The 20,371-nt window shown below is 53.2% G+C and carries 14 protein-coding genes; 5 read left to right on the forward strand and 9 right to left on the reverse strand.

Annotated features, from left to right (window positions below; genetic code table 11):
- Nucleotides 1–14: 14 nt before the first annotated feature.
- From phoU to LFE_RS10560, 7 genes are all read right to left on the reverse strand, one after another.
- Nucleotides 15–668: a phosphate signaling complex protein PhoU gene (phoU, locus tag LFE_RS10530; RefSeq protein ID WP_014450209.1), complete on the reverse strand. Its 654-nt coding sequence runs from the start codon at nucleotides 666–668 to the stop codon at nucleotides 15–17.
- 33 nt (nucleotides 669–701) lie between these two features.
- On the reverse strand, nucleotides 702–1,454 hold the full coding sequence (pstB, locus tag LFE_RS10535; protein WP_014450210.1) for a phosphate ABC transporter ATP-binding protein PstB: 753 nt from the start codon (nucleotides 1,452–1,454) through the stop codon (nucleotides 702–704).
- A 73-nt stretch (nucleotides 1,455–1,527) separates the two neighbouring features.
- Nucleotides 1,528–2,421 (reverse strand): phosphate ABC transporter permease PstA, encoded by an 894-nt coding sequence (pstA, locus tag LFE_RS10540; protein WP_014450211.1) that lies wholly within the window; start codon nucleotides 2,419–2,421, stop codon nucleotides 1,528–1,530.
- A 1-nt stretch (nucleotide 2,422) separates the two neighbouring features.
- A complete protein-coding gene (pstC, locus tag LFE_RS10545) occupies nucleotides 2,423–3,484 on the reverse strand; it encodes a phosphate ABC transporter permease subunit PstC (RefSeq protein ID WP_014450212.1) in 1,062 nt (353 codons plus the stop codon).
- Between the two features lie 145 nt (nucleotides 3,485–3,629).
- Entirely contained in the window at nucleotides 3,630–4,757 is a 1,128-nt protein-coding gene (pstS, locus tag LFE_RS10550) for a phosphate ABC transporter substrate-binding protein PstS (protein WP_014450213.1), read from the reverse strand.
- A gap of 206 nt (nucleotides 4,758–4,963) precedes the next feature.
- Entirely contained in the window at nucleotides 4,964–5,737 is a 774-nt protein-coding gene (locus tag LFE_RS10555; RefSeq protein WP_014450214.1) for a response regulator transcription factor, read from the reverse strand.
- A 215-nt stretch (nucleotides 5,738–5,952) separates the two neighbouring features.
- A complete protein-coding gene (locus LFE_RS10560) occupies nucleotides 5,953–7,611 on the reverse strand; it encodes a hypothetical protein (protein WP_014450215.1) in 1,659 nt (552 codons plus the stop codon).
- 328 nt (nucleotides 7,612–7,939) lie between these two features.
- Between LFE_RS10560 and LFE_RS10570 the strand changes: the two genes are divergently transcribed.
- Both LFE_RS10570 and LFE_RS10575 read left to right on the forward strand, forming a co-directional pair.
- On the forward strand, nucleotides 7,940–8,254 hold the full coding sequence (locus tag LFE_RS10570; protein ID WP_014450216.1) for an MTH1187 family thiamine-binding protein: 315 nt from the start codon (nucleotides 7,940–7,942) through the stop codon (nucleotides 8,252–8,254).
- Between the two features lie 232 nt (nucleotides 8,255–8,486).
- Nucleotides 8,487–9,782, forward strand: a complete 1,296-nt coding sequence (locus tag LFE_RS10575) for an adenylosuccinate synthase (protein WP_014450217.1) — start codon at nucleotides 8,487–8,489, stop codon at nucleotides 9,780–9,782.
- Here LFE_RS10575 and LFE_RS10580 read toward each other — a convergent pair.
- Entirely contained in the window at nucleotides 9,758–10,384 is a 627-nt protein-coding gene (locus LFE_RS10580) for a DUF1054 family protein (protein WP_014450218.1), read from the reverse strand. The genes LFE_RS10575 and LFE_RS10580 overlap by 25 nt on opposite strands.
- Nucleotides 10,385–10,756: 372 nt before the next feature.
- Between LFE_RS10580 and LFE_RS10590 the strand changes: the two genes are divergently transcribed.
- Together LFE_RS10590 and LFE_RS10595 are read left to right on the forward strand one after the other, a co-directional pair.
- A complete protein-coding gene (locus LFE_RS10590; protein ID WP_014450219.1) occupies nucleotides 10,757–12,322 on the forward strand; it encodes a SagB/ThcOx family dehydrogenase in 1,566 nt (521 codons plus the stop codon).
- Between the two features lie 18 nt (nucleotides 12,323–12,340).
- The gene (locus LFE_RS10595; protein WP_014450220.1) at nucleotides 12,341–14,026 is read left to right on the forward strand and encodes an ABC1 kinase family protein; all 1,686 of its coding nucleotides are present in this window, start codon (nucleotides 12,341–12,343) and stop codon (nucleotides 14,024–14,026) included.
- An 11-nt stretch (nucleotides 14,027–14,037) separates the two neighbouring features.
- Here LFE_RS10595 and radC read toward each other — a convergent pair whose 3' ends face one another.
- A complete protein-coding gene (radC, locus tag LFE_RS10600) occupies nucleotides 14,038–14,742 on the reverse strand; it encodes a RadC family protein (RefSeq protein ID WP_014450221.1) in 705 nt (234 codons plus the stop codon).
- A gap of 374 nt (nucleotides 14,743–15,116) precedes the next feature.
- On the opposite strand from radC, the gene LFE_RS13280 reads away from it, so the two are divergent.
- The gene (locus LFE_RS13280) at nucleotides 15,117–20,345 is read left to right on the forward strand and encodes an EAL domain-containing protein (protein WP_050989527.1); all 5,229 of its coding nucleotides are present in this window, start codon (nucleotides 15,117–15,119) and stop codon (nucleotides 20,343–20,345) included.
- Nucleotides 20,346–20,371: the final 26 nt, after the last annotated feature.

Below are 20,371 nucleotides of genomic sequence, written 5' to 3' on the forward strand. Positions count from 1 at the left end.
GGGAGAACCGGTGATCAGACGATGTGCCGGATCACCTTTCCCTCGACCAGGTAGACGATGATCTCTGCAACATTGGTCACATGGTCCGCAAATCGTTCCAGCGAACGGCTCATGAAAAGGATCCGCACAGCGGGACTCACCCTTTCCGGATCATGCGCAAGTTCTGTCACGATCGACCGGATCAGCTCACGATGGATCACATTGACCTCTTCGTCCCTGCGGCAAACATCGAGTGCCTTTTTCGTGTCCCTGGCGATAAAGGCGGACAACGCATCAAGAAGCATCTCCCGGGCGATCTCTCCCATTCGGGGAATGGCCGGCGGAATGGGGTAGGGAATCTCTTCCTTAAGCTCGATGACGCGTTCGCAGACATTGACCGCCAAGTCACTCATGCGTTCAAGGTCGGTGATGATTTTCATCGCCGTAATAATAAATCGAAGATCCCGGGCTTCCGGCTGGTAGAGGGCAATCATCCGGATACAGTCTTCATCGATGCCGACCTCCATGGCATTGACCTGATGATCTTTCGAAATAATCTCTCCCGCCTTGTCGGCATCCCTCCCGAGAAGCGCGCTGATCGCACCTTCAAGCTGTTCTTCAACCATCCGGCCCATGGCCGAAACTTTTTCCTTGAGTTCATCAAGCTCTGCATCAAAGTGCCTGTGCACGAATATCCCTTTCATCGGTGAATCGGATCAGGATCAGCCGAATCGCCCGGTAATATAGTCTTCCGTCCTCGACTCCGACGGTGTCGTAAAAATCTTGGAGGTCACCCCCATCTCAACCATCTCCCCGTTCAGGAAAAAAACGGTCTGGTCAGAGACGCGGGCGGCCTGTTGCATATTATGCGTCACAATCACGATGGTGTAACGGATTTTCAACTCCTGGATCAATTCCTCAATTCGGGCGGTCGAAATGGGGTCGAGCGCCGAGGCGGGTTCATCGAGGAGAATCACTTCAGGCTCAACAGCAAGAGCGCGGGCAATGCAAAGCCTTTGTTGCTGACCTCCGGAAAGGGCAAAGGCCGAATCATCAAGCCTGTCCTTGACTTCATCCCAAAGGGCCGCGGCTTGAAGAGATTTTTCAACAACATCTTTCAGAACGCTTTTTGCCCGGATGCCCTGGATTCTCAAACCATAGGCGACATTTTCAAAGATTGATTTGGTAAATGGGTTCGGTTTCTGAAAAACCATGCCCACACGGCGCCGTAAGATCACCGGATGCATCTCCGGCGAATAGATATCCTGCCCGTCAAGAAGCACCTGCCCCTCGACAGAAAAATCCTTCACAAAATCGTTCATCCGGTTCAGGCTTCTGAGAAAGGTCGTCTTTCCGCAACCGGACGGACCAATCAGAGCCAGAACCTGCCGATCCGGGATTTCCATAGAGACACTTTTGAGCGCCTGAGTCTCACCGTAATAGGCGGAAAAGTTCCTGATGCTCAGCCTCTCCATATACTTTGTCCTATCTGATTCATTTTTCTTTTGTTCATTGACAACGCATTTGGTCCCAACTCTTTGTTGACCTCTATCTTTGCCTGGCTGAAAACTTGCGTCCTCCCCAGGTCAGGAATCGTATCCCAAGATCGAGCACCAGCACGATCGCGAGCAATACGAGAGAAGCGGCCATCGCCTTCGTATGCATCTCCGGAGAGGGTTCGTGGATATAGATGAAAATCTGCATGGCCAAATCGCCGACCGCTCCCTGGCTTCCCACGAGGGAGGAGGGAATTCCCGTATTGTAGTAGTTCGTGAAGACCAGGGGCGCCGTTTGTCCGAGAACATTCAGCACACCCAGAAGGATTCCCGTCCCGATTCCTGCAACTGCCCCGGGAAGGGCGACTCCGCGAAGCGTCTGCCATCGGGTGGCTCCCAAAGCATAGGCCCCTTCGATATAGGAGCGTGGGACATCTCTCAGGGACTGCTCTGTGACTCTCGTGACAATCGGAATCATGATAAATCCTAGGGTCAGTCCACCGGCCAAGGCCGAAAAACCCCAGTGGAGACCAAATCCGGTGGAGGTTGAAAACACATAATACCCCACCACGCCCCACACCACCGATGGAACACCCAGAAGGAGGTCGGAAAACAGCCTGACAATTGATGGAAGCCGGTCGTTCCCCCCTTCCCACAGGAACATGCCTGCCCATATGCCGATCGGAACCGACAGGGCGCTTGCAAGAAGGGCCAGAACAAGACTTCCCACGATCCCGTTTAAGATTCCGCCTTCCGATCCTACGGGAAATCCGGAAGGAAGAGTCGTTAAGAAATCAAGGCTTAACGCGCTTTTCCCTTTTTCCCAGGAGACCCAGATAATGGCCAGAAGCGGTGTGACGGAAAGAATGAACGCCAGAGCGGTTATCGTTCCAAAAACACCGTTTCTGACCCGCCTGAAAAGGGAAAGCCCCCTGACCTGATTCACTTTACCCTCCTCCAACCGAGCCGGCAAGCCTGCCGCCCATGAGTCTCATCAGGAGTTTTCTCCCAAGAGTGTTCATGACCAGGGTGATCAGAAGAAGGATCAGACCAAGCTCCACTTCAGCAGCAGAATAAAGCGGATCAATAACCGCATAGGTAAAGGTGTTCGCAAGAAGCGCGCTGATGGTGTACCCCACATCCTGGATCGTTTGGGGGATCGATCCCTGATTTCCGATCAATAACAAGACCGCCATTGTCTCGCCAACGGCGCGGCCGAACCCCAGGGTAACCGATCCTATAATCCCGGGGATCACCGCCTTGAGCTTCACGAACAGCAACGTTTCGACCTGGGTGGCGCCAAGCGCGTAGGATGCTTCGACCATCTCCCGAGGAACCATCAGCAGGGAATCCCTTGTTACCGTCGCCACGAGGGGAATGATCATGAAAGCCACAACAAGCCCCGCCGCCAGGATTCCGTACCCCATCGGATCCCCGTTGAAAAAATCCCAGTGGGCGCCAAGGGTTCGCGCAATAAAAGGTTCGACGTGATCTCTCAAAAGTGGCACGACAAAGGCAATTCCGAATGCCCCGAACACGATGGAGGGAATACCTGCCAGCATTTCCATAAGCGTTGAGACAATGCCGCCAAGCCATTTGGGAACATAGTCGGAAAGAAACAGCGCGGAAAGGATCGCCACAGGGATCGCCACGACAAGCGCTATTCCGGTCACCCAAAGGGTACCGACAAGGTAGGGAAAGGCACCGAAGATCTGCCGGCTCGGATTCCATGCCGATGACCAGAGAAAGGCCAATCCGAACTTCGTGATCGATGGCCATGCCGTGACAAAACAAACGCCAAGAACGATCAGGAAAAGAATGAGGATGAAAAGGGCTCCCCCTTTAAGTGTCCATCCGAACATCCGGTCTTCCCGTGACAGGTGGGCCCCCCGCATCAGACGACGCGAAGGTTGAGCAATGCGATCTTCCCCGATGGCCGGGGTGGGGAGCATCTCTTCGCCGGCATTCATCTCGATATTTTCCATTTTCTGATCCTTGGTCTTTTCCATCAGATACTCCGAAGGAGCTTGTTCACTGTCACCCAAACAAAGATCGGGCAGCCCGGCATCGGCCGAACCACCCGCTTGAAAAATCCGTCCGGGCGGGGATTGATGCCCCTAATCCGGACGGGATTACGAAAGTCTCCCCCGATTCTTATCCAGGAGAAACTTCGTTTTTGCTGTTTCCTGGAAGAAGTCGATCCAGAATCTTGTTCAAACGGGGCTTCAACGGCTCAAAGGGAAGTGGAGCAAACCCGCTTGATACGGTGTATTTTTTTGCCTGTCCCGGCCCAAGGGCCCACAAGATCAGTTTCCGGACCTGCCTCATCGAGCTGCCGTCAAGGTTGGTCGACACCATCCAGAACTCGAAATTCGCATCCGGATAGGCATTGGGATCCTTCAGATTCCAAACGATCGAGCGATTGAAGTCATTCGGGAATTCAGGATCTTTCAGAGCGGAATACCCTGCTTTCTTGATGGTTTCGATGGTTCCCTCAACATAGTTTCCGAACTTGTTCTTGAGAGCTGCCGAAGACAGGTGATATTCCTTGATCCAGCCAAGACCGACATATCCGATCGCGCCGGGAGTCGACATGACGGCGGCCACCACGGCATCGGAGCCATTGTATCCTGAGCCGACCGGCCAGGCAGGAGCCAGATCCCGCCCGACCTGGTTGTACCATGCCTTTGAAGTCTGGTTCAGGTAGTCCGTAAACACAAAAGTTGTTCCTGAGGCATCTGCCCGGTGGGTCACCTTGATCTTGGCGTGGGGGAATGTCACATCCGGGTTCATCGCCTTGATTCTTGCGTTATCCCAGTAACGGATCTTTCCGAGATAAATCCTGGCAACCGTTGGACCATCAAGCTTCAGGACAGTCTTTTTGTCGACCCCTGGAATATTGTAGATCACCTGGGCATCGTCAAAGGCGATCGGAATCGAAACCAGATTGGAATAGCGCTTTCTGAAGGTTTTTGTGAGGTAGGCATCCGATGCACCGATGGAGATGTTCCCGTTGGCGGCATTGGCAATTCCGAAGCCGGAACCGGTCGAGGCAACAGAAATATGGACCCCCTTGTGAGATTTCTGATACGCTTCCGCCCAAACCTGCTCCAGGGGAAAGAGCATCGAGGAACCCGAAATGGTCAGGTCCGATCCCGCATAGGCCGATGAAAGGCCAGGACCGAACATGGCCGTGGCAACAAAGATCCCAGCGGCGATCGTTGATACCGAAGACTTAATCGAGGCCAAGGAAAACAGCCGCTCCGGCATTTGTTTGGACATTGTGAACCTCCTCATGAAAATGTTTTTTCAGTTTTCCCACAGTGCTGATACATCCGCATGACAGATCGATGACAAAATGATGACATTTTCATCGTCCCACCGGACTTCTTGTCCGGAAACCTCCCGGATCTCTTTCTTAAACAATAAAACGATTCAGAAAAACAATTCGATACTTTTCACCACAAAAACTCCCAATGATCACCCCTTCATCGGGTCTCCCCCGATACGGCACGAATGGAAGACTCGTTTCCGACATCCTTCAGACGGTACCCGGTTCCACGGAGTGTTTCGATATACTTTGGTTCCCCCGGAGTCTCTCCCAGCTTCTTTCGAAGGGACCAGATATGGACATTGAGGTTGTGCTCCTCAACCTCCCAGTCCTCTCCCCAGAGGGCGATCATGAGCGCGTGCCGCTCGATCACGAATCCACCCTGCGAGATCAGATGGGCCAGAATCCGAAACTCTATCGGGGTCAGACGGATTTCACGACCGTTTACCCGAACCTCGTGTCTCCCGGTATCGACAAGGAGAGCACCCATCTCGAAACGTCCCCTCGGAGACGTTGACTCCTGCCGGGTCTGTTCTACCCGACGGTCCAGTGCATGAACCCTGGCAACAAGCTCCCTTGTCGAAAAGGGTTTGGCCAGAAAATCATCTGCACCTTCCTCAAGCGCCAGAACACGTTTGTCTGTATCGGATACCGCCGACAACACCAGAATCGGCACATCACGGATTTCCTTCTGTTTTCTGATGAAGCGGACAAGGTCGATCCCATCCCTGACCGGAAGCATCAGATCCAGAATCGCAAATTTCAGCCGACCTCGGGCAATCACCCGGCGCAGGAGCCATATTCCCTCGTCGCCGTCCCTTGCTGTCAGCACCTGGTACCCTTCCCGCTCCAGAAGATTCTTCAGGAGGATCAAAAGATCCTCCTCATCATCGACTACGACAACAATGGGACGACTTTCCTGCTCGTTCATCACAACCTCCTTTACAAGGACCTTCTCTCGACGTTGATACACTACATCTATCAGATGTCACCAAGAGAACAACGCTGTAAAGAATCTGTCACAAATCGGAAAACCGGAGATTGGGACCCATCGGCCCCTATCAAAACGCATGATAAACACATTTTCTGAAAAGCTGCCGGAAGGAAAGGAAAACATTCCCTTCCGGCGCCAGGTGATACAAAGACTTAGAAGAAGTAGAACCAGGACATCATGACGCGGTTGTCGATGGCGTTCATGCCTGTGGTGTAGAGGGTGTCAAACTGGCCGTATTCAAGACCTGCCCGAACGGCTGGAGTGAAATCGTGCCAGAGGTCGACAAAGGCGAAGGTATTGGCCGTCCATGCCGCAGAGTACTTGAACAGACCGTTGGTGGAGCCGGCACCGCCGGTATTGTAGGCCCCCACCGTGTTGGCGATGCTCTGAAGGTTTGTCGCATCGGTCTGGGCAAGACCGACGGCGATCGACGTATGGGCATCGTCGGGAAAGTAATACTGCAGATCCACGTTGAAGGAGCGGGTATCAAGCGGAACAAAGGCATTTCCGTTGATGAAGAAGGTTCCACCCGGATAGACTGCCGCTGAACCCTGGTTGAGACCGCCACTCGTTCCGTAGTTCAGGTTCGGAAACTGCCATGCATCCCCCTGACCATAGGAGTACTCCGCCGTCAGGGTCAGGTTGTTTCCGGGCTTTCCGTCCTTGACCGGGATGATTGGAAGCCAGAGGTCGATGGCATAGGCCGAGGTGAAGCTGTTGAAGCCCTGGCCGGCGGGATTGGCTGCATTGACCTGTTTCGTGGAGCTATTCGTCGTAGTTCCAGGATTTCCCAAATACCCGTCATAGTTGGTCTGGATATCCGAAAATCCGATGGCGAGGGGGAACTGTCCCTTTCCCGTATCTCCGATCATCCCTTCTCCCATCCATCCGGTATCGGCATATTTGATACCTTCCACAAAGGTTGGCACGCCGGACGTCTCCGCGGGTGGCATCTGAACCGATCCAGCCACTTCGATATGGCTGTCGTCCGTCAGATGGATGATCTTGTACCAGCGGGCCTGGGGGAATCGACCGTAGAGCGTTCCCGGACCTGGCGCGATCTGGACCGAATTGTAGATATTGTAAGGTTGCCATCCGAACAGGGACCAGTATTGTCCCAGAAGGAAGTTCCCGAAGTCCGGAGTCGTGATGTCCATGAAGAAGTGACGGATACGAAAGATCGGGTTGGTCAGGTAGCCCGGACCGGAGCCTGCGGAACCCGCCGCCTGAGAGATGCTCCCGCCATATTGGGATTCACCGGGGTTCGCCAGAAAGTCCATTTCCAGAAGGGCCCGGATCTTGTACCCGTTATAGACCGGAGAGGACAGGGCGAAACCGATACGAGAGTTGTTCACGTCAAATCCCATGGCGTTGTGGTCCACCGTTGCACCAAGGGAGGAGAGCTGCCCAGTAGAGGTTCTTCCGCCCTGGACGGTACTGGCGTTTGCCGCACCGGCGTTGAACGGCCAGTTATTGAAGGAATTCGAAGAATCATACACGGTATCGAACTGCACAAACCCGTACATCATGGTCTGCCATTTTCCCACCATCGAGGTATACCCTGGTGGAGGAGCATCCGGAATCAGGTTCTGAAAGGAATTATGGATTTCGGAGTTCAATCTGTCCGGATCGACCGGGGGAGCCTGAGTAACAGGCTGCGGCTTCGAATAAGGGGAATCCGGTGTCAGGTTGTCCGCCACCTGGGTGGGGTTATCGAGACTGGCCGCCCAGACAGGCTTTTGTGTTGCAAGGGCCAGAACCCCAGCTGCCAGGACAGAAAGTCCGATGGCGACATGGCGAGTCTTGCGCATGAAAGAACCTCCTCTGAAAACAGAACGAATGGATGAAAGATCGACACAAGCCAATAACAGGTCAACAATGTTTTTTGTCCAATATTGTCGAACATCCGGAAGGATTGATGTCCGGAACGCGGACGATCCTATAGAATCCAAAAAAAGGGAACATCAAGACAATGTGACAAACCCGTGAACTCTTCACCTGAACCATCCGGAGAACTTCACCCGCTTGTGACGGGAAACATTGACAGAATGACAGCCAGAACATGAACATAGAGACAGACTGTGGCCAACCGTTCATTTCTTTCAGACAGACAACAACCCATTCAGACAGGAGATCCGCATGTCCGTTCTACTGGAATTCAGCATGTCCCCGTTGGATAAAGGCGCGAGTGTCGGCGCATATGTTTCAAGATCCCTCGACATCATTGACAAAAGTGGCATCTCCTATCAGCTCAACCCCATGGGGACCGTCCTCGAGGGAGAATGGGACGAAGTCATGGCCGTTGTCAGGGACTGCTATCTGAGAATGAGTCAGGATTGCGAACGGATCTCGGTCGCTATCAAGGTGGATGCCCGCGCGGGGCAAACCGGAAGGATCGCGGGAAAGATCAACTCCGTCGAAAAACATCTCGGCAGAAGCGTCAAGCATATCTGAGGCTACCGGAAGACTCCCCTTTTAGACTCCCCTGATGGAATGCTATGATGGGGCCAGTCTTTTTCGAAAATCGAAATTATGAAGGGGAGATTTGCGTCTTTTCGGGAGCTTCTTCCGAAGATCCTTTTCGGAACAACTTCGGGACATCACAGCGGGAAGAGGGAACTCTCCCGGAACATCCATCCGGTACCGGTCTCAAGGCCAACAAAAAAGAAAGCGGTAGAGCCCATTCATGGCAAACATCATCATTCTGGGCACCCAATGGGGTGACGAAGGCAAGGGAAAGATCGTTGACCTGTTGACAGAAAGGGCCGACTGCATTATTCGCTATCAGGGGGGCCACAACGCAGGACACACAATCGTTGTCGGCAAGGAAAAATTTGTACTGCACCTGATCCCTTCAGGCATTCTTCACGAAGGAAAAAAGTGCGTGATCGGAAACGGCATCGCACTCGATCCCCACGCCCTGATCGAAGAGATCGAAGAGCTTGCCACCCGAGGAATCAAGGTCGGTAAAAATCTCAAGATCAGCGATGCATGCCACCTGATCATGCCCTACCATCGCGCCATCGACAAACAGTCCGAGGAGATGAAGGGAACACGAAGGATCGGAACCACAGGCCGGGGAATCGGGCCTGCCTATGTCGACAAGATGGCCCGCATCGGAATCCGGACCGGAGATCTGGCACACCCTGCCCTATTCCGGGAAAAGCTTGAGCAGAACCTCTCAGAAATGAATTATCTGATGGAGAAACTCTTCAAGACACACGGTTTTGACCTTGAAACCCTCTATGCCGATGCCATGGCCGTTGGCGAAAGGCTTTCCCCCTATATCACCGACACATCCCTTTACCTCTGGAATGAGCGCCAGAAAGGATCCCAGCTTCTCTTCGAGGGAGCGCAGGGGACCCATCTCGACATCGACCACGGAACCTACCCTTTCGTCACAAGCTCAAACGCCTCCGCTGGAGGGGCTCTCACCGGGACAGGAGTCGGCCCGACAGCGATCGACGGAGTGATCGGCATTACAAAAGCCTACACCACACGAGTCGGGTCAGGACCCTTTCCGACCGAGCTTCTGGATGAATCGGGGGAATACCTCAGAAAGATGGGGAGCGAGTTCGGGGCAACCACAGGCCGCGCAAGAAGGTGCGGATGGTTTGACGCACTGGTCGTCCGCTACGCAGCCAGAATCAATGGCCTCACCGGGATCGTCCTGACCAAAATCGATGTCTTGGATGAGCTCGACACGATCAAGATCTGTACCGGGTACACCCTGCACGGAAAACACATATCAGAGTTTCCAAGACACCTCTCCGACATAGAGGCCGCCGTTCCTGTCTATGAAGAGCTTCCGGGGTGGAAAACATCCCTTCGGGGGGCGAGGGAAATGAACGAACTTCCCATCGCCGCAAAAAACTACATCCGAAGGATTGAAGAGCTCACCGGCGTTCCCGTTGTCATGGTTTCAACGGGCTCCGAGCGTTCCGAAACGATCGTGATTCAGGACCCTTTCGAGGCCAGATAAAGAGGATCAAACCCCCTGATCTGTTCGACAAGATCGGGAACAGTCATCCTGAAATCCGCAGGGAATCCTATATCGAGGCTTGCTGTCTTGTTTTCGGCAAGCCTCTTCCCCAGAAGAGCCGGCTCGGTCTCGAGCGGTCCAGCCGTTTTCTCGGGGTGGTTGTGGACCGGACCAAAATCCAGAACACCTCCCGCCGACTTTTTCCAGTCCAGAAATTCCTTCACGTGTCCCGCAATCCAGTCTCCGAGATGTCTCCTCTCCACGGCCGCCTCATCTTTCAGGACAAAGCGCACAGACAATCCGGAGGCTCCAATAAAGACTCCCGAGTGGGCATACGCCTTGTATCCCCTTTTTTCAGGACCAAGAGCAAGCCATGTCTCCGGAGGCGGATTCACCCGGCGTCGCATGTGACTTGCCACATGCGGCCAATACTCCCGGGGTCCGTTTCCCGAAAGACTCGAGGATAGCTCTGCTGCCAGGGCGACAAGACCAGGTCGAACCGTTCCCCTGATCAGAACCATCCGGTCAGAAAAGCCTGGAATTTCAAAAATATGGATCCATTCCGGATCAAGGTAGTCAGAAATTTTTTTTCCTTTTTTCATCTTATATCGCCCTCTTTGTCATCGCCCAACATCACTCATTGCCGTCCCGATCCGGAAAGACAACCCATCTTCCCATGTGTTTGTCCCGATGGTCCAACCTTTTCTCAAAATGTGGCCGGAAAGAAGACTTCCCTGAGAAATGGCAACAATCGAAAAAAGCACCTGCATCCATCAATTCATGATATAATCCGGTAACAGGTTGACCGAGTTCCAAAAGACATATTCTGCTCATTCCTACGGATGTCCCATTCCACCATGGACAGAACCATGGTCCGAACAAGAAATCCGTAAAGGAAAGTCCGGGTGATTTTCTGACTCCCAGAAGGCCTTTCCAGAACGACCGAATGAATATAAACAAGATGGAGACAAGCATTGACACCCTTTTATGAGTCCTGTGCCGAATATTATCACAGCGACACCAAATATGATCGAAAGACCATTCACAGAACAAAGGGGCTGGACTTTTCCAGAAAACCGGCTCCGTTCAAGGACTACCAGGCGGACCATCCCGTCTCCCTGACCCCCTTTCTTCCCTTCAATTATCTTCCCTTTACCAGAACGCCCCTTCCAGAAGCTCCGATTCAGCCTCCCTATCCATGGGGGCTTTCGGAGATTTCCCAGCTCCTTTTCTTTTCCTATGGTGTTACTGCCATTCTGGATTCACCCCGATCGGAACAGACACTTCTTCGGGCGGCACCCTCCGCGGGAGGACTTTATCCCGCCGAAATCTATCTCGCTTTCCGGGACCTTCCCTTTATTCCCAATGGGATCTACCACTACAACGGGAAGGAACACTCTCTCCTGCCATTGTATGAGGGAGATTTCATGGACCGTCTCTCCTCCTACCTTTACCATCACCCGACTTTGTCCAAAACAAAGGCCCTCGTCTTCCTCTCCGGATTTTTTGAGCGGTCTGCATGGCGTTATGGCGAACGGGGCTACCGGAGAATTCTTCTCGACACTGGCCACCTGATCGGGAATCTCTCCCTCATGGCAAAAGAGACAGGATTTGTTCCCTTTCCCCTTTCGGGATTCAATGACCACGCGTTCAACTCCTTCCTGTTCCTGGAGGATCAAAAGGAAGTTGTCCTCGCCGCCATGCCTCTGCTGCGCCCCGAAGATGTGACCGAGTCCTGTCTGTCTCTGCCGTTCTATCCATCACCGCTGCTTCCTCCCTATTCACCGCCACAGGATCCTGAAACAGGAGTGCTCTTCCGGGACCTGCACCGGCTCTCCTCCCTCGGAGCGGACCCTCCGGGAGTCATCCTGAACAGACGTCCGGACAAAACCCATCTTCCCGCCCCTGAAAGCACCCATCTTCCCATCGGTGAGCCCATTACCCTTCCCGGGGAGGCACATGATTTCAAAGGGCAGATCCCCAAGACCCTTCTCATGAGGCGTTCTGCGAGACAATACTCCGGGGCTCCCGTAAGTCTTGCCAGGATGTCCGAGATCCTGAAATATGGCTATCAGGACATCGACCCCGTCGAAGAAGGGGTCGTTCCCAGTGTCCCGCACTTCTTCCAGCCGAATCTCTTCACATCCTATATCGTCGTCAATTCGGTCACGGAGCTCATCCCCGGACTCTATCGCTTCGATCCCCTCGCAGGGACGCTGACTCTCCTCAACCGCGGCTATTTCGCGGAAACGGTCTGTGAATTCGTCCTCGGACAGGATCTGGGACGGGACGCTGCATTTGTCCTGATTCAGGTCGCTGATCTTGAACACCTGGTGATCCAGTACGGACAGAGGGCGTACAGAACCCTTCACATGGATGTTGGCCAGATCGGGGAACGGATCAACCTCGCAGCGGCTCATGCCGGGGTGGGAGCCAGCGGCATCGGAGGATTCTACGATGATGAAGTCACCGATTTTCTGGGACTTCCCAACACCATGGCTGTCCTGTACATCACCACCGTTGGTGCTATTCCGGGTTAACCCCCGGAGCTTTCCTGCATGGTGATCCCCGGTACGAGAGCAATCTCCGACATTTCCCGACTGAAGTTCATCGTCAGGGTTTTCCTGAAATACGGATTTGACGATGTCGTGGGATTTTTCCGCCTTGGCCCGGTTCTTTCCGCAGGCAGGAGGGTGACCAGACGTCCCGAGACACGAACCCTTTCAAGGCCTGTCCGGCTCAGGATGGCTCTTGAGGAGCTTGGTCCGACCTTTTCGAAGTTCGGACAGCTCATGGCCTCGAGAGCCGACCTTTTTCCACCGGACTACATCAACGAATTCCAGAAACTCGAGGATAGTCTTCCTCCCGTTCCGGAGCCCCAGATCAAGGAGGCCCTCAAGAACGCTCTCGGCAGTCTCCCGGAAGAAAAATTCCAGTCTTTTAACTGGACACCGATCGCAATGGCCACCATTGCCCAAGTCCATGAAGCCGTTCTTCACTCGGGAGAGCGGGTCGCCGTCAAGATCCGAAGACCCGGCATCACACAAACGATCGAGGCAGACCTCGCGATTTTAAAGACACTGGCGGAACTTGCCGAAAAACACCTCCCCGAACTCAGGCTCTTCCGCCCCAGGGAACTATGCCGCCATTTCACCAAAAACCTCAGATGGGAACTGGACTTCTCCCATGAAGCCAGAAACATGGAACTTGCCCTGGAACAATTTGTCGATGACCCAACGGTTGTCGTTCCACGGTCCTTTCCCGAGCTTTCATCCGAATCCGTTCTGGTTATGGAGTTTCTTGAAGGGATCAAGATCACCAGAACCGCGGATTTCCAAGCGATTGGCATCCGGCCCGAGATGATTGCGCAAAGAGGGGCCAGGATGGTTTTCCGACAGGTGTTCGTCAATGGATTCTTTCAGGGAGATCCCCACCCGGGCAATCTTCTTGTGCTGCCTGATGGCGCCATCGGACTTCTGGATTTCGGAATGTTCGGAAGGATCTCAAAGGAAAGAAGGGCTCTTTTGGGTGACCTGCTCTTCTCCATTGTCGAGAGGGATATCCCCTTCATGATCTCGACGATGGACCGCCTTGGAATCCTTGGAAACGACCCCGACAGGAAGGAAAAACAAGGCGCCCTGGGGGAAGACCTGACCGGACTTCTGGATGAGTTCATTGACAGGCCACTTGGGGAAATTCGTGTCGAAGCCCTTTTTTCAGAGCTATTTGAGGTGATCCGGACCAACCAGCTTGTTCTGCCCCCCGACCTGACCCTTCTGATGAGAGCGATCGTCATCATGGATGGCATTGGCCGGACACTCGACCCGAGCTTCAACATGCTCACCGAAGGTCGTCCGTTCATAGAAAACCTGATCAAAAGCCAGGTGACACCTTCCTCCCTGAAAAAGTCCTTCCGGAGGGGAGGACTGAGCTTGCTGAGGGCCTTCTCAAGGCTTCCAGAAGAGGTTGAACGCGTCCTTTACAAGGTTCGCTCCGGCAGGATCCGGGTGGATTTCAACCTGCGTCACCTTGAAGAATTGATTGGCGAAATGGACAAGGCCGGCAATCGCCTTTCCGTCTCCATCCTGGTCGGAGCCCTGGTGATCGGATCGGCCATGATCTTTTCTTCTCCCAAGGGACCGAAATTTCTGGGTGTGTCATCGGTTGGACTTGTCGGTTTTCTGGTGGCGGGTCTTCTGGGAATCGGTCTCATCATCTCAATCCTTCGCTCCGGAAGACTCTAGCAGACACAACTTCATTTTTGCCTGAAGGCTCCCCGGTCTCTCAAACTGACAAAGGCATGATCACCAAGAACAATGTGATCGACCACACGGATCCCCAACAGCTCCCCACATTCAATCAGACGAACCGTCAGATTATAATCGTCAACCGATGGCTCAGGATCTCCTGACGGATGGTTGTGCACAAAGATCACCGCAGCAGCTGATTCCCTGACCGCAGGCAGAAAAGCTTCCCGGGGATGGACCAGCGTCATTGTCAGTGAGCCTTCCGAGATTTTCTCTGTCTTTAAAAGCCTGTGCTTCTGGTTCAGCAACAACGCCCAGAAACTTTCCCTCCTGGCATCCCGGAGCTTTGGCCCCAAAATGTCATAGACCTCCTGCCCAGAACTGATGACAGGATCTCTCTCATCCCTTGGAGCGGCCGCCCTTCTGCCCAGCTCGAACGCCGCCAGAAGCTGAGCTCCTTTCGCCATTCCGACTCCTGATATCGACGAAAGTTCCGGTATTCTCGCGGCTGAAAGAGCTGAAAGCCCTCCAAAATGGGCCAAGAGCCGCTGTGCCAGTGCAACAACGGTCTCTTTTCGGGAGCCCACACGAAGAAGAATCGCCAAAAGCTCCGAATCGGAAAGTGACCATGCTCCCCTTGCCGCAAGCTTTTCCCTTGGTCGGTCTTCAACAGGCCACTCGGCCACCCGGTAATGTCTTTCCTCCAGTGTCATCCTCCATCAAAAGATCGATCATCGCGGAACTTCCCGATCAGAAATGTCTCCACACTGTACCCCCCTCAAAGATTCAGGAACAGTCTGGAAAGATGGCGCCTTCCGATTTTCTCCCCTTAATAGAGTTGATGGAATGATGTCACCAGGGTCCCCGGGGAGCATCATTCTGATACCGTCTCTCCCTCACAAGCATCCCCTTTATTTCCAAAGCGATTCAAAGGGAGAGGATCACTCCCGACCCAATGTTCTAGAAAGGACATGATTGAAGGTCTACACTTCTGATATAATCACTTCCTAAAATCCATCCAGAAAAACATGTTGCAAAGACAAACGCATTCGCCCCAAAAAGAGGCATCTCCCGATGGAAACAGCGCATGACAGACTTTGATGATTCCTGTCTCCAGAATGAGCCGTCCGCGATGACTCCCGATAGGTGGGACCTTTTTGAACCCTCTCCCGACGGAGTTTTCCTCCTCGATCCCAAAGAACTCTTCATCGTCAAATCCAATGCCACCTTTCGGAACATGCTCGGGAGGGGACCGGAGGAGCTTCCGCCAGGAACGCCACTGTCCGTGTTTGCAACCACGCCAAGATCCATTACGGAAACCAATATCCAACGACTCTGGAAAACACCCGAAAAATCCGGAAATTTTTCCACCCGTTACCGAAGGAAGGATGGATCACTCTTCCATGCAAGACTTCGCGCCACATTACTGGGAGAGCCCCAGTCCGGACTCCTGTTTGTCAGGGTCATCGATGTCACAGAGGAAGCTGAAGCCGAAAAAGTCAGCCATATCTGCAGCCAGATCGACCAGCAGATTCTCCTGAAACAGCCCCCTGAGGACATTCTGAGCGGGGCCATTTTTGAACTGGCCTCTTTTTTTTCCTTTCCAGCCATTACCTGCGTCATCCCGTCCCCTGATGGAACGCTCAAAAAACAGGAAGTGGCTGGAAATGATCCGGAACTGACCTCTTCCATATTGACCTCCTCATGTCCCCTCCTGGCAGATCTGAATCTCAAGCCCGATTCCCTTCCCGGGAGGACCGTCTCTGTCCGATCCGATCTTTTCCTGAACAGGGAGGATCTGGATCGGGATGACCAATCCTCATGGTATTCCGATCGTGGCATCGAGGAGATCTTTTCGATTTCCCTCTCCGGAGCGGATGAAGGGATTCCTTATGCGATCCTGACCTTTTTTTCAAAAACTCCGGGAACTTTTACCGAGGTCCGGAAAAATCAGCTTAGAGTGTTTGCCGGACGAGTCCAGACTTCATTTTCCAGGGCATATGAACAACTCGAAGATGAAATCCAGAAAACGGTCCTGTTCTCGAAGGCCCCTCTTGGTATCGTTCTTTATGACATCAAGACCTTCGCCATTGTGGACGCCAACAAGACATTTCTCGGGATGATCGGCATTTCAACGCTCGAGGAGCTGCATTCCACAAACTTCCGGAACCTTATGAACTGCTGTAACGATGGCGATCCAATCGGAGCAGAAGGACACGAAGTCAGTCAGACGATCAGAAAACCTATCTGTCGCATGGACAACTCCCGATTCCAGGCCGAATTGACCTTTTCCCAGGTCGAGATCCGGGGAAAAGGGATGGCCATTGTCCATATCCGTGATGTCAGCCAGCAAACCATCTCCGAAGAAACGACACTCCTCTCAGTCGAACTTGACCGGATGATCGTGAATGGCTCCTCTCTTGACGAGCTGGTTCGGTTTACTCTCCGGAAAATCCAGGAGATCTTTCCGTTTTTCGCCTCTTACTTTTTCATGACATCACAGGACAAGAGGATCCGCTATCTCGCCGTTGAATCCAGCGATCCCCTATATGAAAAAGAGCTCCTTGAGCTCACCCGGAACCATCGCTGGGACACCCCGCCCGGGAACAGGACACTTCTCGGTCAGGCGATGAACCAAAACAAACCCCTTTTCGCCTCGCGAGAGAATGGATTTTTAGGAACTCCGCTTGCAGGATGGGCCCACCGGTTCAAGCTTGCCGCACTGTATCTTCTCCCGGCCAATTCGGAAGAATCCATGATTCCGTGGGGAGTCCTGACAGTTGCGGCTCTCACAGAAAGGGACCTCGACCCAAAAACACGGAACCATCTGGAACAAATCACGGAAAAACTCGAGAATGCCTATAAAAACCAGAAAGAGTTCGAAAAGCTCCAGTCGGAACGAAACAGCATCTTCGAAAAGGCGCCTGATGGCATCTATCTTCTGGATGCCAAAACGCTTGCGATTCTGGAAACCAATCAGGTCTTTTGCGGGATGATCGGCGCGAAAGACAAAAGCGAACTGGTCGGGAAAACCCTTTTTTCCCTCTCGGACGAACCGGAAGAGACTGTCAGGGCGATCTTTTTCCCGCCGCAGAGCACATCCGGATATAAAAATTCCATCCGCCAACGATTTGCCAGACTGAACGGAAGCCATATCAATGTTCTCTTGAGCTTTTCAAAAGTGATGTTCAGGAACAGGGAATCTTTTCTTACCCATGTCAGGGATATCACCGGGGAGCTTCAGTCGGAAGCATCCACCCGGATCGCCCGGGAAGTGGATCGACTGATCCTTTCCGGAAGTTCACTCGACGATCTCCTCGAAATGATCTCCCGGGAAATTTTCACGGCCTACTCCTTCACCGGGGTGACCTTTGCCGTTCCCAAAGAGGATGGCTCCATCACCTTCCAAAAACACTTCACCTCCCTTGACCTTCCGGGAGATTTCACAAGCCTTATTGAAAAAGGGGTCAACTGGAAGATCGACCCCTATCACAACACCTCCTTTTCCCGGGCGATCATCTCGTTGAAGCCCGAGTTCGTTGCCGGAGACGAACTGGACAAGAGCCCTCTTTCCAAGAATCTGCGAAAATCAGGAGTCGAAGCGATTTTTGCCATTCCTGTCCTTCATGGCCCAGGCACCCTGCCAAGAACCATTCTGGTCCTATGGGCCCGCCATCCCGAGGACATGAACCCCCATCTCCGTCAGATTCTTGTCGACTTTACCGACAAGATCCGGCTGGCGTTTTTCCGGATGGAGGAGCAAAACAGGATCCGTCTTGGACAGTCCGCAATGGAATCGAGTCAAAGTCCCATGGTGATCACAAAACCCGACGGGTCGGTCGAATGGGCCAACCCGGCCTTCTACCGCATGATCGGCGCCAGGGAATACCGGCCGGAAATCATCCATCTCCCCTCCCTTTTCCCCTGCCCTCCGGAAAAGGTCAAGACACAGCACCTTGAAGAGGTTTTGCTTTCGGGAGAAGTTTTTGACGGCATTGAAACAGGCTGGACGATTGATGACCGACGGATCTCGGTGCGCGCCATTGTCTCTCCGCTTCGGAACCATGAAGGCGAGTGGACCCATTCGCTCATCCACTTCAATGACATTACCCAAGAACTTGAACTGTCCGAGATCGACCGGCTGATCGCCGAACTCGACCTCAAGGTCCTGAAGGGAGACTCCCTCAGGGATCTGCTGGCCCATCTTTCGAGGCGTGTCCGGAAGATCCACGAATCCATCTGGGTCCATATCATGATCGGAGACCAGGAAGGCAATCTCTGGACACAAGCCTTCTCCGCCGAAAAAGCCAGCATTTCCGAGGAGATCAGAAAAATACCCGAACCGGTCCACTCATCGAAAGATATCGATTCCATTTCCCTCAAGGCCATCAGAAGCGGACGACATGAATCGGTCAACATATCCCAGCTGGATCCGGACTATCCTTTTTGCAAGCTTCTGAGATCATTCGGAGTCGCAGAGATTCACGCGTTTCCGTTCCGGGCAACGGAAGGCCGGGCAGGTATCATCACCATCATGCAAAAGACCATCGGGAGCATCACAGCGCTCTCCCAAGACAGGGTCGAACAACTCCTGAAACGTCTCTCCAATGTGATTGAGCGCTATTCGGAACAGGAGCGGCTGAGACTTCAGGAAGCGGCGATGGAAAATGTCGCCAACGGAATCATGATCACCGATACCACCGGAAAGATAGAGTCCGTCAATGAAGCGCTCGTCCACATGTCGGGCTATGAACGGGAAGAACTGATCGGCGCCAACCCGAGGATCCTCAAATCCGGGCGCCATGACCCCTCCCTCTATGAAACCCTCTGGGAGAATTTGCTGAAAGGAAAGTCCGCCGACAATATCCTGATCAACAGGCGGAAAGACGGAACATTCTTTACCGTGGAATCCAATATCACACCAATGAGATCCCCTTCAGGAAAAATCACCCATTTTATCCAGATCCAAAAAGATGTCTCCCAAAGGATCCAGAAAGATCGCGAGATCTGGAACCTTGCCAACATTGACCCTCTCACCGGGCTTTTTAACCGCGCCGCGTTCCTGACCAGACTGAGGTCCGAAATCCGGAGATCGGCAAGGGATGGCTATTCCCTGATTCTCTTGTTCCTGGACCTCGATGGTTTCAAGGAAATCAACGACACGATGGGACACGCCGCCGGGGACCGGTATCTGAAGGTCATCGCCGATCGGCTTCTCAATGGAGTGCGCTCGAACGATCTGGTCGCAAGGCTTGGGGGAGACGAGTTTGTCATTCTTCTGACCGAGGTCTCGGATATCCTCACCACAACCAGTTTTGTGACCAAAACGCTGGAAAAGCTTTCCATGCCTGTGGTCGTTGACGAAAGGGAAATCCATACAAGCTCCTCCATCGGTCTCTCCATCTATCCCAAAGATGCCGTAGACGGGGAAGATCTCCTCCGAAAGGCCGATATCGCCATGTACCAGGTCAAAAGCCATGAAAAGAACGGATGGCTTTTCTATGATCCGGTCATGGAAGAAAAAATCCGGAAACGCTACAACCAGGAAAATGCCCTCAGGACCGCAATCGCGAACCGGGAATTCACGCTCTTCTATCAGCCCCAGGTGGATATTCCCAAAAACATGATTGTCGGAGTCGAAGCACTGGTCCGCTGGAAAAAGCCCTCAGGCGAAATCGTCCCGCCCATTGATTTCATTCCACTGGCCGAGGAAACCGGACTGATCATTCCTCTTGGGGAATGGATCCTCGAGGAGGTCATCAACACCGCTTCCAGATGGCACAGGGATGGACGACCGAGACTCCGGGTGGCGATGAATGTTTCGATACGGCAGTTCTGGAACCAGCAATTCTGGGATCTGTTTGACAGGAAATTGCAGGAACACCCGGATCTTTCAAGCTGGATCACGATAGAGCTGACGGAAAGCCTCTTGATGAAAGACCCGGCCAGAGCCAGGGAACGGCTGATGGATATCCGGAATCAGGGGGTCAAGATCGCCATCGACGATTTCGGAACCGGATATTCATCACTGTCCTACCTGACCAGACTCCCCGTCGATATCCTGAAGGTCCCCCAGGAGTTCGTCCTTCAAATGAAAAACAGCTCCCTTGACCTGTCGATGGTCAAAACCATCATCCAGATGGCCAAGAGCCTCTCTCTTCACCTTGTGGGAGAAGGGGCCGAAACCAAATCGGAAGTGGACATCCTCACCGATCTTGAATGCATGGTCCTTCAGGGATATGCCATCTCGCGTCCACTGCCTCTTGAACAGATGGAAGCCTTCATGGACAGGGATATCGAACTTTTCAGGGAATAAATTCCAGCCACCGCCACTCTCCCTCC

The organism is Leptospirillum ferrooxidans C2-3, assembly GCF_000284315.1.
GTDB classification, from domain to species: domain Bacteria; phylum Nitrospirota; class Leptospirillia; order Leptospirillales; family Leptospirillaceae; genus Leptospirillum; species Leptospirillum ferrooxidans.

Coding starts and splice junctions, on each gene's coding strand:
- pstB (WP_014450210.1), bottom strand. CDS start 1,454: ATGGAGAGGCTGAGCATCAGGAACTTTTCCGCCTATTACGGTGAGACT.
- radC (WP_014450221.1), bottom strand. CDS start 14,742: ATGACACTGGAGGAAAGACATTACCGGGTGGCCGAGTGGCCTGTTGAA.
- LFE_RS10575 (WP_014450217.1), top strand. CDS start 8,487: ATGGCAAACATCATCATTCTGGGCACCCAATGGGGTGACGAAGGCAAG.
- LFE_RS10580 (WP_014450218.1), bottom strand. CDS start 10,384: ATGAAAAAAGGAAAAAAAATTTCTGACTACCTTGATCCGGAATGGATC.
- pstS (WP_014450213.1), bottom strand. CDS start 4,757: ATGTCCAAACAAATGCCGGAGCGGCTGTTTTCCTTGGCCTCGATTAAG.
- LFE_RS10555 (WP_014450214.1), bottom strand. CDS start 5,737: ATGAACGAGCAGGAAAGTCGTCCCATTGTTGTCGTAGTCGATGATGAG.
- pstC (WP_014450212.1), bottom strand. CDS start 3,484: ATGGAAAAGACCAAGGATCAGAAAATGGAAAATATCGAGATGAATGCC.
- LFE_RS10595 (WP_014450220.1), top strand. CDS start 12,341: ATGGTGATCCCCGGTACGAGAGCAATCTCCGACATTTCCCGACTGAAG.
- LFE_RS13280 (WP_050989527.1), top strand. CDS start 15,117: ATGACAGACTTTGATGATTCCTGTCTCCAGAATGAGCCGTCCGCGATG.
- LFE_RS10570 (WP_014450216.1), top strand. CDS start 7,940: ATGTCCGTTCTACTGGAATTCAGCATGTCCCCGTTGGATAAAGGCGCG.
- LFE_RS10560 (WP_014450215.1), bottom strand. CDS start 7,611: ATGCGCAAGACTCGCCATGTCGCCATCGGACTTTCTGTCCTGGCAGCT.